Genomic DNA, 15968 nt, shown 5'->3' with positions numbered 1-15968 from the left:
AAATGAAAAAAGAGATATTGGTTGTAGATAATGTTAGTATGCAGTTTAATTTAAGTAAAGAAAAGGTGGATCATTTAAAAGAATATTTTATAAAGATGCTAAAAGGCCAGTTGAGGAAGGATAGTTTTTGGGCGCTGCAAAATGTCAGCTTTAGTGTGTCAAAAGGGGATCGTATTGGTATATTAGGGCTTAATGGGGCAGGGAAAAGTACTTTACTTAAAATAATAGCAGGTGTTTTTAAAGCTACAGAAGGCACAGTAAAAGTTAAAGGTAAGATTGTACCATTATTAGAATTAGGTGCAGGATTTGAGCCTCAATATACTGGTAGGGAAAATATATATTTATATGGCGCTGTTTTAGGATATAGCAAAAAATTCATAGATCAGAAATATGAAGAGATTGTGGAGTTTTCCGGACTTCAAAAATTTATTGATGTACCTTTAAAAAATTATTCATCTGGTATGAAGAGTAAACTTGGTTTTTCCATTGCTACTATTATGGATCCCGATATTTTGATTTTGGATGAAGTACTTTCTGTAGGGGATGCAAAATTTAGAAAAAAAAGTGAAGGAAAATTAATGAGTATGATGGATGGTGAAACAGCGGTTTTATTCGTATCCCACTCTTTAGATCAGGTCAAAAGGATCTGCAATAAGGCAATGATCTTAGAGCAGGGTCATCTTGTTGCTATGGGAGATATTGAGGAGATTTCACAGCAATATCAGGACATGATAGATAAATAGAAAAAGATAACGAAGGAATAAAATAATGTTATACAGAATAGATGAAAAGTTATTGGCCGTTAAACTGATTGATATTCAATGGGAAAGGATTTTCGTTCATTTTGATATAGAAATTAAATTTAAAGATGACTTAATTGATTGGAGGCAATTAGAATTTTACGCAGTAAATGGAATAGGAATGGCTAAAGCAAGGCTGAAAATTTGTCATATAAAAGAAAGTCGTTACCAGTTATGTCTGAATATTACCAATAATGGTGAAAGACGCTGCTTACCTATAGGAACTTATAGGCTATTAGCCTGCAAAGGGGAGGAAGTTTTAGCAGAATGCGCAGCAGATTTCAAATATCCGATCAATATGCAAGAAAAATCAAGAAATTTTGAATATGCAAATGGTCATAAAGTTTATACGATTAAATTTTATATTGAGGACGATGAAAATAGTTTGCCTTTTAGAATGCATATCCTTCAGGCGACAGAAAGCAGAGAGGAATTTCCTTCAAATAAGGACTACTATATATATTGTAGCCCATACAAATGTTTGAAAAGATATTTAGGAAGCAGCAGAGTTTTTTTGCGAAACTTGTATAAACTTTTTTCTTTGGTTAATAGAGGAAAAAGAAAAAATACAATATTATTTATGACGGAACAAAGCGAGTCTATTAAGTCAAATTTGAAAGCAGTAGCAGAAAAAATGCGGCAACGTGGAATGGATAAAGAGTATTGTATATTGTTTTCAGCTAGAGCTGCAGCTGCAGAACCACAGACATATAGAAGTTGGATAAATTTGATATATAAATTGTCAAAAAGCGGAATGGTTTTTTTAGATGATCATGCTCCGGTCTTAGATTGGTTGAAATTAGACGATAATGTAAAAGTGATTCAATTATGGCATGCGGGTGCTGGGTTTAAATCCTCTGGATATAGCAGATGGGGACATAAAGGCTGTCCAAGCCCACAGAGTTGTCACAGACAATATACTTATGGCATTGCCGGATCAAAAAGTATCGCTCCATTTTTTTCTGAAGTTTGGGGAATTAATGATGAATGCGTTCTTCCCACAGGAATGCCTAGAATGGACGAATATCTGGATGAGAATTACCGCAAAAAGATAACGGAAGATTTGTACAAGAGATATCCGATATGTACTGGGAAAAAAGTGGTTTTGTTTGCACCAACATATAGAGGAAAAAATAAAAAAGAGGCATATTATCCATATGAATTAATAGATTTTGAAAAGTTTTATGAGTTATGTGGCACAGAGTATGTAGTTTTATTTAAAATGCATCCATGGGTTAGTGAGCCTGTACCCATACAGGAAGGATTTAGAGATAAATTTATAGATGTTAATTTATACCCCAATATAAATGACTTGTTTTATATTACAGATTTATTGATAACAGATTATTCATCTAATATATTTGAATATTCGTTAATGAAAAAGCCAATGTTGTTTTTTGCGTATGACAAGATTCAGTATTCCTTTTCAAGGGGATTTCATCGACCATACGAAGAGTCTGCTCCGGGAAAGGTATGTTATAGTTTTTTAGAGTTGATGGAAGCGTTCAGTAAAAAAAGTTTTGAATATGAAAAAGTAGAGAAATATGTATCAGAGCATTTTGATTTTATTGACAGTCATGCATCAGATAGAGTGATCGATTGGATTGTTCTGGACAAAATCCCGGAGGAGATAAAACAAGAGATTTGTGCAGTGCAACAGCGAATTATTAGAATGAATGAACTGGATTTTTCCCAGCCTTTGTTGGAAAATCAATTGTAGGAAAGGAAAATTAAGATATGAATATAGCAATTATTTTTGCTGGTGGAAGTGGTGTAAGAATGGGAGCTGGTATACCAAAACAGTTTTTAGAGGTAAATGGAAAACCGATTATTATTCATACACTGCAGCTTTTTCAATATCACAAAAAAATAGATAAAATCTACATATCTGTTTTGGAAGAGTACATTCCTTATATGGATGGATTGGTAAAGGAGTATCAATTAACTAAAGTAGCAGGGATAATGCATGGGGGAGAAACAGCCCAGGATTCTATATATATTGCGTTAAAAAAAGCTGGGCAAGAAAATCCAGAGGATTCAATTGTACTCTTACATGATGGTGTACGTCCTTTTGTAGCTTATGATGTTATTTCAAAGAATATTAAAAGCGTTAAAGAGCATGGAAATGCTATTACATGTACACCTTGTTATGAGACTATTTTATTAAGTAAAAATGGAGAAAATGTAGATAAAGTTCCTTATAGAAAGGAGACTTATGCTGCGCAGGCACCTCAGAGTTTTTATCTTAAGGATATCTTAAATGCCCATGAAATAATAAGAAATTCATCAAATGGGTATGAGAATATGGTAGATGCTTGTACGATTATAAAAAGCCAGAATATGGATGCGCACATGGTAATGGGAAATAGGGGGAATATTAAAGTGACAACTCCAGAGGATGTATATATGTTTCGTGCGTTGCTTCAATATAAAGAAAATGAACAGGCTTTTGGTTTGGGATTGACAGATTATATTGATGCACGTATGAAAAATATGGTGCATGAGGGAGAAGATTAGAGGTATATTTATGGAAAATATAAAGAATCCAATATTATATAAAGATTTATGCGATGTTGCCAATAGTGTTTTTTTAAAAGAAATAGATGATGGAAGTACAATTCTTGTCACTGGTGCAACAGGTATGATAGGTTATCAGATTATCCAGTCTATAGTATTTCATAATAATATCTGTAATAAAAATATAAAAATTATTGCATTAGCAAGAAATAAAAAGAAGGCAGATGATTTGTTTAAGGGACTTGTTGATGAAGGAAAAGTAGATGTCTATATCTGTGATATAAATGAAAAAATTGAAATTTCTAATCAGATTGATTATATTATTCACGGTGCCAGTGCTACGAGTTCGAGATATTTTGTTTCCAATCCAGTGGAAACAATTCTTACAGCATTGCACGGGACAAAGAATATCTTAGAAATAGCAAAAGAAAAAAATATAAAAAAGATGGTGTATTTATCTTCACTAGAAGTGTATGGTACACCTGATGAAAAAATGGATTATATTACAGAAAAGGATTATGGATATCTAGATCCAATGCAGGTACGCAGCAGTTACTCAGAAGGAAAAAGAATGGCTGAATGTCTATGTGCATCATATGCGAAAGAATATAAAGTACCGGTTTTGGTTGCAAGATTATCACAAACTTTTGGAGCTGCTGTTTCTTATGAAGACAGTAGAGTCTTTGCAGAATTTGCAAGGTGTGTTATAGAGAAGCGTAATATAGTATTACATACAGCAGGGAGAACGGTCAGAAGCTATTGTTATACAAAGGATGCTATAACAGCTATAGTATGTTTGCTGACCAGGGGTAAAGCTGGGGAAGCTTATAATATTACAAACATGAATACAGCTATTTCTATAAAAGAAATGGCTGAGTTAGTATCCCGACTTTCATCGGACCATGCAGTAAAGGTGGTATACGATATACCAGAAGATGTTGCTGAGTTGGGATATAATCCAGAAATGATAATACGTTTGGATAATACAAAACTAAAATCGTTAGGCTGGTCACCTACAACGGATTTAGAGGAGATGTATGTCAGACTAATAAAGAGTATGGAATTTGATAAAAAATAAGTGTGTATATGGTAAAAGCAAATGAAAAAGTGTATTGAGGAATTTCATTGGGGACTTCTAAGTAAATACAGAACTAAGCTGATGGGGATTGCTATTATTTGGATCATGCTGTATCATGGAAATGAAATTGGAATGATATTACCAGAGCCATTAGAAATTATTAACTTTGTTTTGGAGAAAGGAAGAGGAGGCGTAGAAATATTCCTTTTTCTTTCAGGTTTAGGGCTTTATTATTCGTATAGTAAGAATCCTGACATGAAAAGATTTTATAGAAGAAGAATTGTTAGAGTCATTTTTCCATATCTTCTAATTTCACTTCCTTTTTGGATTGGACAAGATTTGCTTATCTATAGAAGCTTTTCAGCATTTGTTAAAAATATAACATTAATTTCTTTCTGGGTTGAGGGGTATACGAGACTTTGGTACTTTGGACTCCTTATACCTCTATACTTAGTATTTCCGTTCATATATAAGTGGATTTTTGGTAATAGCAGACAAGTAAATTCAGAAATAAGAAGAGCTTGGATAACTATAGGATTAGTTGTTATATTTAATATAAGCATTAAACTTATCTTTCCGGATTATTATAGTAAAGTAGAAATAGCGTTAACAAGGATACCTATATTTATTATAGGCGTTTTATGTGGATATTTTGCTAAATTCAATAAAAAAGTTACTTATGGTGAAATAGCAGCGCTTTTTTTAGGATATAGTTATAGAATGTTTACATATGAGTATCATATTGGCGGTATGACAGTCAGATATTGGTATTGTGCATTGACTTTGGTGTTATGTTTTATATGTATATTCTTTTTTGAATACATAGAAAAAAATCAGAAACAGCATCGCTCTGGCAGTTCTAATATTTTACAAATAGCTGGAAAATATTCTTTAGAATTATATATTGTCCATATTTGGATTAGGACATTTTTTAGAAAATGTGGTTTTGATTATAATATTAATGGAATACGGTTAAATAAATATGGATTGTTAAACTATTTTATAATTATTATCATTAGTTGTATGGTGACTTATATTTTTGTAAAAGTACAAAGTATTATTAGGAGAGTAGTGAAAGGTTTTCATATTTGAAAAATTATACGGATCAACTAAAATGTGTTTTTGCATAGCATTAATTGTTTATGCTTGTGAGCGTCCATTTATGCTAAACAAATATACAGAATTGCTTATAGAAGAAGTAAAAGAAGAATAAAGGAGAGTACAGATTCAAAGCAATAATGTAAAAGAAAGACTAATCAATCGGACGATACAATCAGGCCGCAGATAAAATTCTGCAGCCTGATTGTTTTTGTTATATTTTGTGAAATACAGACATAACAATTATCTAAAGATTCCTTAATAATTATATTGCAATCACTTGTCGAATTATGTTATCTTGTATAAGGAAGGATTTATATTAAAAACAGTAAAAAAATATATGCAAATATTTTGGAGCGTAGTATGGATACAAAAGAAGAGATAAAACAAGACCCATCTAAAAATGGAAATGCAAAGTTTACAGTACACAAGAAAGTCATAAAATTTGCAGGGATTATCATAGGATATCTGATTGCTTTTCTTTCTTTATTGATAGCCACCAGTATTTCCTGGATGTTTAGAACCTGGACAGGACTCACTATGAATGAATTAATGTTCCACATTCAATCGCCTCTGCAGGGCACAGATAGTGGGATAATTATCAGCTATATATTATCCTGTGTTCTTGTATCCATAGGGATAATTCTGTTGGTGGGAATTGTCTATAAAATTGTTAAAAAGAAAAGGGGACTTATACTATTATTCTCTGCGGTCATATCTGTGGTCGTGGCAGGTACTTCTATAAACTATATGTGGAGCAGGCTTGATATTAAAGCCTATGCAAGTAACAGAAGCACGTATTCCACGTTTATCGATGATAATTATATAGATCCTAAATCTGTTGATATTAAATTTCCGGAGCAAAAGAGAAATCTGATTTATATTTATCTGGAGTCCATGGAAAATACTTATGCTGATGAAAAGCAAGGCGGAGCTTTTATGAAAAACGTCATACCAGAACTCACGGAATTGTCAATTGCCAATGAAAATTTCTCCGGCGGTCAAAAGATATTAAATGGGGGGATATCATTAAACGGTACTGGATGGACTGTCGCGGCCATGTTTGCACAGAGTACCGGTTTACCATTAATGATTCCAATAGAAGGCAATTCAATGAACAAGCAGGAAAATTTTATGCCGGGTTTGACTGCTATAGGTGATATTCTTCAGGAAAATGGATATTCTCAAAATCTGCTTCTGGGTTCTGATGCGAATTTTGGCGGTAGGAAATCATTTTATACCCAGCATGGGAATTACAATATTTATGACTATTATTATAGTAAAGATAATGGGCAAATACCTGAGGATTACCATGTATTTTGGGGGTATGAGGATAAGAAACTTTTTGAATTTGCGAAAGAGCACTTGCTGGAAATCAGTTCTTTAGAAGAGCCCTTTAATATGACAATTTTAACAGTTGATACTCATTTTGAAGATGGGTATCTATGCGAGGATTGTCAGGATACCTATGGGAGCGACCAATATGCTAATGTTATGGCTTGCTCAAGTAAACAGGTAAGCGAATTTGTGAAGTGGGTACAAGAACAGGATTTTTACGAAAATACAACTATTGTGATATCCGGAGATCATCCTACTATGGATAGTGATTTTTGTGAGGATGTGGATGAGAACTACATTAGAAAAGTATTCACCACATACATAAACTCAGCGGTTGAGGCCAAGGGAGATACTTATAGGCAATACTCTACCTTTGATAATTTTCCAACCACACTGGCAAGTCTGGGCGCAGTCATTGAAGGTAACCGGCTGGGTCTTGGAACAAATTTATTCTCTTCAGAAGCGACCTTACTAGAAAAATATGATAAAGACACCATAGATATTGAACTGGATAAAAAGTCAAAATTAATGGAAAAGCTTACGGAAGATATCATAGTACCGGAAGAGAAGATAATAGCTGAAGCTGATGCAGAAGAAGAAATAGCTGAAGTTCCGGAAGTGATACCGACGGAAATTGAAGTGACCCCATACGATTTCAGGACCGGAAAATATGAGGTTATCGTAAGAAATCTGCCAACAGATACAAATGTTCAGGCTCTGCGCTGTGCCGTATGGGCGGAGGAAGATCAGAGTGATCTGAAGTGGTATGAAGCAGAATTACAGACAGACGGCTCTTATGTTACTAAGGTCTGGGCAGCAGATTTCGGTTACAAAGTATCAGAATATAATATCCATATCTATACGTTAGATATGGAAGGGGAGCCACATTTATTTGCAGAATCAACAGGTGAAATAACAAGATAGTAATTTGAGATATTAAAGGGGCTGAAATCCGGTTTTGACCGGCAGCCCCTTTAGTGTTATACATTATGATAGGAAAAGCCCTGTGGCTGTACATATTAATCGGCGGTATCGAAGTAGATAATATAGTTGCCGGAATCAGCGATTGCTTTAAAGTCACCATCAGAGAGAGTATTATTGACTGCGTCATCTTTGCTGACCACAATATATTGGCATCCGTTTTTCTTTGATAGCTGTGTCAATTCTTCCGCTGATTTATCTGGCTGATTCATTACATCAAATAATTTTCTGGCATCACTAGACGGCTTGGTTTCTGTTTCGACTCTTCTGCCATAGGGAAGATAAATATTAGCATCATATTGCCTGACATATGGCAAAAATTCGGTGGGAAAAACAGCCGTTACCTTATCATTTTCCGCATGCTCTTCTAACATATCACATATTGTGAAAATATCTTCAGGCAGTTTATAGGAGTTTACACTTTTGGTAAATACATCCTTGCGGTACATAAAATTACCGCTGAAAATCAGCAACAGAAGGATTGCAAAAATAAATAAACTTTTATACACTCTGCTGTTTATTTCAGTAGCAATAAATGTAACTGCAAGAGCCACGATCATTGCCATAGGTAAAAGCCAGAACATTCTCCAGTATACGGATTTTCCTATACAATAATCCATAATGATTTTAGCTGTAACAGGGCATATATAAATAATACTGAATCCGATCATATAATGGTTTACAAACATTATCTCAGAGTGGGCTTTATTTTTGGAAAATAAATAGCCTGCGCATACTAAAAAAATAAGAAAATACCAACAATCACCGGTATAGAGCCAGAGCATTTTTTGTGTTATTTCCATAATCTCATTCATGGACAAAATCTCCCGTATTTCATTAACAAATATATTATCATTAAGCAAATCCCTGGTAAACAGCTGATAATACATTTGATCAATGGTTCTAAAGATTTATTATAGATACAATATAAAATAGCAGATAAACCCAGAAGGGTAGGAATCAGCATTATACCCATTGAGGAGACAAGGCTTGCTGCTAATACTAAAAATAATGAAGGGCTTAACGGCCATTTATAGGGTGCTTTTGTTTGACATTCTTTCATTAAAAAATATAATGCTGCAGGTATGAGAACGCCTGCAAGTACGGCTTTTCCCTGCCATGAGCGGATCAAAATAAAAGTGGAAGAAGAGTAAACTGTAAAATATCCAAATATTTGAAATACACTCAATATTAATAAAAAGATGCCGATCGTGCCCTTTTTTTTCTTGAAAATAAGAGATCCCATTAAATAATAGACTAAATATGCAAAACCCGTCATAAGCGGCGCTAGAATGGTATGTGCTATTATTGTGGGATGGATAAAAAACAGTTTACCCAAAAAGGCTGTAAAAATAGGAAAGGGGGATAATATATATCGTGATGGCATGGTGGTTAACGGGATACCGGTATCTGCAGCATATTGATACATGGTATCGGTTTTTAAAGTTGTAGCAGCGGTTGCAACGTACATGGCATCATCTGCATCAAGATGCATATAAAATGCGAGCATAGACATCTGAAATATAATCATAATTATTGCAGCAATTAATGGAAGGTCCAATATGGAAATAAATTTGCGTACTTCCTTTCCAATAAATTTATAACTGTATCTGGCATATCTTATTATGGAAAAAATAATAACAACAGTCAGTAAGGCACAATAAAAATAAAAGAAGTATGAAAATTTGATTCGTAAAAAAATAAACGGAAGGACAATTACTTCAAAACTTGCAAATAATCTTAGCAGCCCGTTTAAAAGAATCTCTGCTAAAGAAAAAACTTCACTTTTTTTTCTTCCCAAAATCCCTAAAAAATATATAGCCAGAGTAAAAAAAAGAATTAGAAATAAGGTCTTAATGTAGTTCATAAATGCCTCCTGAAAATTTATTTGGGGACAGCTTATCTAGTTCTTTAATAGTATATAATTTTAAAGTTTAAGTCAAGGTATTCCTCTGATTTGACTGGAAATTTCATGCATATAAAAAAATCTCTTTAACGGAGATTCGTTCCGATAAAGAGATTAAATTACAAAAAAAGGATGCAGGAGATGGGACTTGAACCCACACGATATTGCTACCACAGGCACCTGAAGCCTGCGCGTCTGCCAATTCCGCCACTCCTGCATCTACTATTAAGTTGATGTTCTCTCGAACACAAGTGATATATTACACGATTTAGAGAAGAAAGTCAATACTTTTTTTAGAAAAACCAAGAAATTTATCATCCATATAGAATCTGTCTAAATTTCCGGTAATTTCTGACCATCCGTATAAAACGCAATTCAACGGTTACCGGATTTACCCGGCAGAAAACACTGTAAAAAGACAAAAAAAGGATGCAGGAGATGGGACTTGAACCCACACGATATTGCTACCACAGGCACCTGAAGCCTGCGCGTCTGCCAATTCCGCCACTCCTGCATCTTCTATTAAGTTTGTGCTCTCTCAAGCACAAGACATATATTACATGATTTTACAGGAAATGTCAACAGTAATTTTCAAAGTTTTTAAAAAAATTAACGCAATTTATTTTTTCGACATATTATTACTATTGATCCATTCCTTACGGCTTTTCTGTGTGTCCGGAAAAGGACAAAATCTCCTCCGGAATAAAAACAGTAAATATTCCTATCACAATAAGGAAATGACTAATACATAAACAGCATTTCAGATCGGGGATCACCAGCACTGTGAAAAAACCGCGAAAAAACAAGAAAAAAAGGTTGAAAAACAATAAATGTTGTGATACACTTTTTACAATTTGGGGAAAATTTGGGGAACCATTAACAGTACGCTATAGAAAGGAAGACAGGTGAAAGCATGAAAGCATTTTTAATACTGGAAGACGGCACCGTCTTTACCGGGACCAGCATAGGGTCGAAGAAAGAAATTATCAGCGAAATCGTCTTTAATACCTCGATGACAGGTTATCTTGAAGTTCTTACAGATCCTTCTTACGCCGGACAGGCAGTCTGCATGACATATCCTTTGATTGGTAATTATGGCATTTGCCATGAAGACCAGGAATCCTTAAGACCGTGGCCGGATGGCTACATTGTCAGGGAATTATCCCGTATCCCAAGCAACTTCCGATGTGAAGATACCATACAGAATTTTTTGAAGAGATATGACATTCCTGGGATCGCAGGGATTGATACCAGAGCCCTTACTAAGATTTTGAGGGAAAAAGGTACCATGAACGGCATGATCACCACCAATGCGGATTATAAACTGGAAGAGGTTCTTCCGAAATTAAAGGCATATACCACCGGCAGAGTAGTGGAGCGCGTGACATGTGAGGAGAAAAAGGTGCTGAAAGGCAGCGGTCCTAAAGTGGCGCTTATGGACTTCGGCGCAAAAGACAATATTGCCCGTTCTCTGAATGAGCGCGGATGTCAGGTTACCGTATATCCGGCATTTACCAAAGCGGAGGAGATCCTCAGAGATGATCCTGACGGCATTATGCTGTCCAACGGACCCGGGGATCCGAAAGAGTGTACTTCTATTATAGAAGAAATCAAAAAGCTTTATGATTCACAGGTTCCCATATTTGCCATCTGTCTTGGTCATCAGCTTATGGCATTGGCAACAGGCGCGGATACCAGAAAGATGAAATACGGCCACAGAGGCGGAAATCACCCCGTAAAGGACCTGGAGACAGGCAGGGTATATATTTCATCACAGAACCATGGATATATGGTAGATACGGACACCTTGAACCCTCAGGTGGCAGTGCCGGCATTTGAGAATGTCAATGATAAGACGAACGAGGGATTGAAATATACAGGTAAGAATATATTTACCGTACAGTTCCATCCGGAGGCATGTCCTGGACCCCAGGATTCCGGATATCTGTTTGACAGGTTTATGAAAATGATGGAGGTGAGCGAATAATGCCGAAGATTCAGGATATTAAAAAAGTGCTTGTGATCGGCTCCGGTCCGATCATCATCGGACAGGCAGCAGAGTTTGACTATGCGGGAACACAGGCGTGCCGCTCTTTAAAGGAAGAAGGAATCGAGGTTGTACTTCTGAACTCCAATCCAGCCACCATTATGACAGATAAGGATATTGCGGATAAGGTTTATATTGAACCTCTGACTGTGGAAGTGGTGGAGCAGCTTATCATAAAAGAAAAGCCCGACAGCGTACTGCCCACTTTGGGTGGTCAGGCCGGACTGAATCTGGCTATGGAGCTGGAGGAGAGAGGCTTTTTAAAGGAGCAGAATGTGCGCTTGATCGGCACCACTTCTGAGACCATCAAGAAGGCTGAGGACCGTCAGGAATTTAAAGATACCATGGAAAAGATCGGTGAGCCGGTCGCTGCGTCTTTGGTGGTGAAGACCGTGGAAGATGGTATTGCGTTTACAAAGACGATCGGATATCCTGTGGTTCTCCGTCCTGCCTATACCTTGGGCGGAAGCGGCGGCGGCATTGCCTATGATGAGGCGCAGCTTGTGGAAATCCTGGAAAACGGCCTTCGCCTCTCACGTGTGGGTGAGGTACTGGTTGAGCGCTGTATTGCCGGATGGAAAGAGATTGAGTATGAGGTTATGCGCGACGGTGCGGGCAACTGCATCACCGTATGTAATATGGAAAATATAGACCCTGTGGGCGTGCATACAGGTGACAGTATCGTTGTGGCGCCGTCCCAGACACTGGGTGACAAGGAATATCAGATGCTGCGTACCTCGGCCTTAAATATTATTACAGAGCTGGGGATCACCGGCGGCTGTAATGTACAGTATGCTCTGAATCCCGACAGCTTTGAATACTGTGTCATTGAGGTAAATCCCCGTGTGTCACGTTCCTCTGCGCTGGCCTCCAAGGCAACCGGATATCCAATCGCCAAGGTGGCAGCCAAGATTGCTCTGGGCTATACCCTGGATGAGATCCCCAATGCCATTACGGGCAAAACTTATGCCAGTTTCGAGCCTATGCTGGATTACTGCGTTGTGAAGATCCCTCGTCTGCCTTTTGATAAATTTATCAGCGCAAAGAGGACACTTACCACACAGATGAAGGCTACCGGAGAGGTTATGAGTATCTGCAATAACTTCGAGGGTGCCCTTATGAAAGCCATCCGTTCACTGGAGCAGCATGTGGACAGCCTTATGTCCTATGACTTCAAAAAACTGTCAGAGGAGGAACTGACAGAGGAACTGAAGATCGTGGACGATATGAGGATCTGGAGGATTGCCGAAGCTGTGCGCAGGGGCATTTCCTATGAAGAGATCCATGCTGTCACCAAGATCGATCTGTGGTTTATTGATAAGATCGCTGTCCTTGTGGAGATGGAGCAGGCGCTTATCTCACAGGAGCTTACAGAGGACCTGCTCCGTGAGGCAAAGAGAATTGAATTTCCGGATAATGTCATTGCGCGTCTCACCGGCAAAAAAGAGGAAGAGATCAAGGAACTGCGCCATGAGTGGGGAATCACGGCAGCGTATAAGATGGTAGATACCTGCGCGGCTGAATTTGCGGCTGCCACACCGTATTATTACTCTGTCTACGGCGGAGAAAATGAGGCGGAAGGGAAGTCGGAGAAGAAAAAAGTTCTGGTTCTCGGTTCCGGTCCTATCCGTATCGGCCAGGGAATTGAGTTTGACTTCTGTTCTGTGCACTGTACCTGGGCTTTCAAAAAAGAGGGTTATGAGACGATCATCATCAACAACAATCCTGAGACGGTAAGTACAGACTTTGACATTGCAGATAAACTGTATTTTGAACCGCTGACTCCGGAGGATGTGGAGAATGTGGTAAATATAGAAAAGCCCGACGGCGCTGTGGTGCAGTTTGGCGGTCAGACAGCTATTAAGCTGACAGAAGCTCTGATGAAGATGGGTGTAAAAATACTGGGAACATCCGCCGAGGATGTGGATGCTGCGGAGGACAGAGAGCTTTTCGATAAGATCCTGGAGGAATGTCATATTCCGAGACCTCAGGGGCATACAGTATATACGGCAGACGAGGCCATCCGTGTGGCAAACACACTGGGCTATCCCGTACTGGTCCGGCCTTCCTACGTGCTGGGCGGACAGGGTATGCAGATCGCCATCAATGACGAGGATGTGGACCAGTATATCGGCATTATCAACAGGATCGCACAGGAACATCCCATTCTGGTAGATAAGTACCTGCAAGGCAAAGAGATCGAGGTAGATGCCATATGTGATGGAGAGGATATCCTGATCCCGGGTATCATGGAGCATATTGAGCGTGCGGGTATCCATTCCGGCGACAGTATTTCCGTATATCCGGCCCGGACCATCACCGATACGGCAAAGAAAACCATCGAGGAGTACACCAGGAGACTGGCAAAATCCCTGCATGTTATCGGTATGATCAACATACAGTTTATCGTGTGCGGTGAGGATGTGTATGTTATCGAAGTAAATCCTCGTTCCAGCCGGACCGTGCCGTATATCAGCAAGGTGACAGGGATTCCTATTGTACCGCTGGCCACAAAAATGATTCTGGGATATAAATTAAAAGAACTGGGATATAAATCCGGTCTGCAGCCGGAGGCAAAGCACATTGCCATCAAGATGCCGGTATTCTCCTTTGAAAAAATCCGGGGGGCTGACATCAGCCTTGGACCGGAGATGAAGTCTACGGGTGAGTGTCTGGGCATTGCAGAGTCCTTTAATGAAGCACTCTACAAGGCGTTTTTAGGAGCAGGAATTAATCTGCCGAAGCATAAGAACATGATCATCACAGTAAGGGATGAGGATAAGCAGGATATCGTACCGATCGCCCGGCGTTTTGAGGCTTTGGGATACCGTATCTATGCCACCAGAAGTACCGCTAAGGTTCTGAATGAGAACGGTGTGAAGGCTGTCCGCACAAATAAGATTGAGCAGGCGTCTCCAAACCTGATGGATCTTATCCTTGGACATAAGATCGATCTGGTCATCGATACTCCGTCCCAGGGTGTGGAAAAAGCAAAAGATGGATTTATCATCCGCCGGAATGCCATTGAGACAGGCGTCAATGTGCTGACTGCCCTGGATACGGCAGAGGCACTTGTGACCAGTCTGGAGAACACAGATATCCAGAAACTGGAACTGATCGATATTGCGACTATATAATAATGTGACATAAAGACAACCGCCGTATGATTTTTTTGCGGCGGTTTCTTACATAAGGGAGGGTGTAATGGATTTTATTGAATTACTGAAGGTTATTTTTCTTGGAATTGTGGAGGGCATTACAGAATGGCTCCCCATCAGCAGCACGGGCCATCTGATCCTGGTGGAGGAATTTGTAAAGCTGGATGTGAGTAAACAATTCTGGGAAATGTTTATGGTGGTGATCCAGCTCGGAGCTATCATGGCAGTTGTGGTGCTGTATTTTAAGGACCTGTGGCCATTTCACAACAGGAAGCCAAAGCATCATAATGTGACAAAGATTGAGAAAACGGCCGGGTTTATCTGTCGTTTTGTGCAGATAGACAAAATGGTCATGTGGTTTAAGATCGTTGTGTCCTGTCTGCCTGCGATCATTGTGGCGCTGCCTTTCAATGATTTTATTGAAGAAAAGTTTAATAATTATTTTGTGGTAGCTGTTATGCTGATCGTGTACGGCGTGCTGTTTATCCTTATTGAGGATTATAATAAGAAAAGGGAACCGGCGGTAAATTCTATCGCTGAGATTTCCTGGAAGATGGCACTTCTCATCGGTGTATTCCAGCTTTTGGCCGTGATTCCGGGAACTTCCCGCTCGGGAGCCACCATTATCGGCGGAATCCTTCTGGGAGCTTCCAGAACCGTTGCAGCGGAATATACGTTTTTTCTGGCAATTCCAACCATGTTTGGCGCCAGTCTGCTGAAGCTGGTCAAATTCGGTCTGCATTTTACAGGGGCAGAGCTGATGATACTGATCGTGGGAATGGCAGTTTCCTTTGGAGTTTCCATTCTGGCGATCAAATTTCTTATGGGATATATTAAGAAGCATGATTTCAAAGTGTTCGGCTGGTACAGGATCGTGCTGGGGGTTATCGTGCTCCTCTATTTTACCATTGCCGGTTAATCAATAGCACAGAAAGATATGCAGCCATTCAGCAGGTCTGTGCCTCGCAATGGGTGCTGCCGGGTATGGGGCGGACAGTAATACAGAGATATGACAAAAGGGCATTGCAGCTGCAATGCCCTTTTG

General features: G+C 38.6%; 11 protein-coding genes and 2 tRNA genes. 9 read left to right on the top strand and 4 right to left on the bottom strand.

All coding sequences use genetic code 11. From position 1 onward, the window contains the following. The first annotated feature begins 2 nt into the window (after positions 1 to 2). The 6 genes from BLCOC_RS20230 to BLCOC_RS20205 all read left to right on the top strand — a co-directional run bounded on the left by BLCOC_RS20230 (position 3) and on the right by BLCOC_RS20205 (position 7755). Positions 3 to 743: an ABC transporter ATP-binding protein gene (locus BLCOC_RS20230; RefSeq protein WP_115623177.1), complete on the top strand. Its 741-nt coding sequence runs from the start codon at positions 3 to 5 to the stop codon at positions 741 to 743. 25 nt (positions 744 to 768) lie between these two features. Beyond that, positions 769 to 2520 carry a CDP-glycerol glycerophosphotransferase family protein gene (locus BLCOC_RS20225; protein ID WP_115623176.1) on the top strand — a complete coding sequence of 584 codons (1752 nt, stop codon included), beginning with the start codon at positions 769 to 771 and terminating at the stop codon, positions 2518 to 2520. Between the two features lie 17 nt (positions 2521 to 2537). After that, positions 2538 to 3317, top strand: coding sequence for an IspD/TarI family cytidylyltransferase (locus BLCOC_RS20220; RefSeq protein WP_115623175.1), 780 nt, complete (start codon positions 2538 to 2540; stop codon positions 3315 to 3317). 10 nt (positions 3318 to 3327) lie between these two features. Continuing rightward, positions 3328 to 4395, top strand: coding sequence for an NAD-dependent epimerase/dehydratase family protein (locus tag BLCOC_RS20215; RefSeq protein ID WP_115623174.1), 1068 nt, complete (start codon positions 3328 to 3330; stop codon positions 4393 to 4395). A 21-nt stretch (positions 4396 to 4416) separates the two neighbouring features. Continuing rightward, positions 4417 to 5487: an acyltransferase family protein gene (locus BLCOC_RS20210; RefSeq protein ID WP_115623173.1), complete on the top strand. Its 1071-nt coding sequence runs from the start codon at positions 4417 to 4419 to the stop codon at positions 5485 to 5487. Positions 5488 to 5856: 369 nt separating this feature from the next. Continuing rightward, complete coding sequence (locus BLCOC_RS20205; protein ID WP_115623172.1) at positions 5857 to 7755, top strand: GBS Bsp-like repeat-containing protein; 1899 nt, start codon at positions 5857 to 5859, stop codon at positions 7753 to 7755. 95 nt (positions 7756 to 7850) lie between these two features. Here the strand turns inward: BLCOC_RS20205 and BLCOC_RS20200 are convergent, their stop codons facing one another. The 4 genes from BLCOC_RS20200 to BLCOC_RS20185 form a co-directional block, all read right to left on the bottom strand. Further along, entirely contained in the window at positions 7851 to 8627 is a 777-nt protein-coding gene (locus BLCOC_RS20200) for a hypothetical protein (RefSeq protein ID WP_018598440.1), read from the bottom strand. Beyond that, positions 8624 to 9679 carry a DUF6077 domain-containing protein gene (locus BLCOC_RS20195; protein WP_115623171.1) on the bottom strand — a complete coding sequence of 352 codons (1056 nt, stop codon included), beginning with the start codon at positions 9677 to 9679 and terminating at the stop codon, positions 8624 to 8626. Before BLCOC_RS20195 ends, BLCOC_RS20200 begins: the two co-directional genes overlap by 4 nt. Positions 9680 to 9851: 172 nt before the next feature. Further along, a tRNA-Leu gene (locus BLCOC_RS20190) sits at positions 9852 to 9935 on the bottom strand. Between the two features lie 213 nt (positions 9936 to 10148). Then, a tRNA-Leu gene (locus BLCOC_RS20185) sits at positions 10149 to 10232 on the bottom strand. A gap of 399 nt (positions 10233 to 10631) precedes the next feature. Between BLCOC_RS20185 and BLCOC_RS20180 the strand changes: the two genes are divergently transcribed. From BLCOC_RS20180 to BLCOC_RS20170, 3 genes are all read left to right on the top strand, one after another. Further along, the gene (locus tag BLCOC_RS20180) at positions 10632 to 11705 is read left to right on the top strand and encodes a carbamoyl phosphate synthase small subunit (RefSeq protein WP_018598438.1); all 1074 of its coding nucleotides are present in this window, start codon (positions 10632 to 10634) and stop codon (positions 11703 to 11705) included. Beyond that, a complete protein-coding gene (carB, locus tag BLCOC_RS20175) occupies positions 11705 to 14902 on the top strand; it encodes a carbamoyl-phosphate synthase large subunit (protein ID WP_018598437.1) in 3198 nt (1065 codons plus the stop codon). The genes BLCOC_RS20180 and carB overlap by 1 nt, the downstream gene beginning before the upstream one ends. Before the next feature lie 67 nt (positions 14903 to 14969). Then, positions 14970 to 15842 carry an undecaprenyl-diphosphate phosphatase gene (locus BLCOC_RS20170; protein WP_029468263.1) on the top strand — a complete coding sequence of 291 codons (873 nt, stop codon included), beginning with the start codon at positions 14970 to 14972 and terminating at the stop codon, positions 15840 to 15842. Positions 15843 to 15968 lie beyond the last annotated feature (126 nt).

It is taken from the genome of Blautia coccoides (genome assembly GCF_034355335.1).
Classification (GTDB): Bacteria; Bacillota; Clostridia; order Lachnospirales; family Lachnospiraceae; genus Blautia; species Blautia producta.
The sequence above is the reverse complement of the archived record's forward strand: the minus strand, read 5'-3'. Positions and strand labels throughout refer to the sequence as shown.

Coding starts and splice junctions, on each gene's coding strand:
- BLCOC_RS20200 (WP_018598440.1), bottom strand. CDS start 8,627: ATGAATGAGATTATGGAAATAACACAAAAAATGCTCTGGCTCTATACC.
- carB (WP_018598437.1), top strand. CDS start 11,705: ATGCCGAAGATTCAGGATATTAAAAAAGTGCTTGTGATCGGCTCCGGT.
- BLCOC_RS20170 (WP_029468263.1), top strand. CDS start 14,970: ATGGATTTTATTGAATTACTGAAGGTTATTTTTCTTGGAATTGTGGAG.
- BLCOC_RS20180 (WP_018598438.1), top strand. CDS start 10,632: ATGAAAGCATTTTTAATACTGGAAGACGGCACCGTCTTTACCGGGACC.
- BLCOC_RS20210 (WP_115623173.1), top strand. CDS start 4,417: ATGAAAAAGTGTATTGAGGAATTTCATTGGGGACTTCTAAGTAAATAC.
- BLCOC_RS20225 (WP_115623176.1), top strand. CDS start 769: ATGTTATACAGAATAGATGAAAAGTTATTGGCCGTTAAACTGATTGAT.
- BLCOC_RS20205 (WP_115623172.1), top strand. CDS start 5,857: ATGGATACAAAAGAAGAGATAAAACAAGACCCATCTAAAAATGGAAAT.
- BLCOC_RS20220 (WP_115623175.1), top strand. CDS start 2,538: ATGAATATAGCAATTATTTTTGCTGGTGGAAGTGGTGTAAGAATGGGA.
- BLCOC_RS20230 (WP_115623177.1), top strand. CDS start 3: ATGAAAAAAGAGATATTGGTTGTAGATAATGTTAGTATGCAGTTTAAT.
- BLCOC_RS20195 (WP_115623171.1), bottom strand. CDS start 9,679: ATGAACTACATTAAGACCTTATTTCTAATTCTTTTTTTTACTCTGGCT.
- BLCOC_RS20215 (WP_115623174.1), top strand. CDS start 3,328: ATGGAAAATATAAAGAATCCAATATTATATAAAGATTTATGCGATGTT.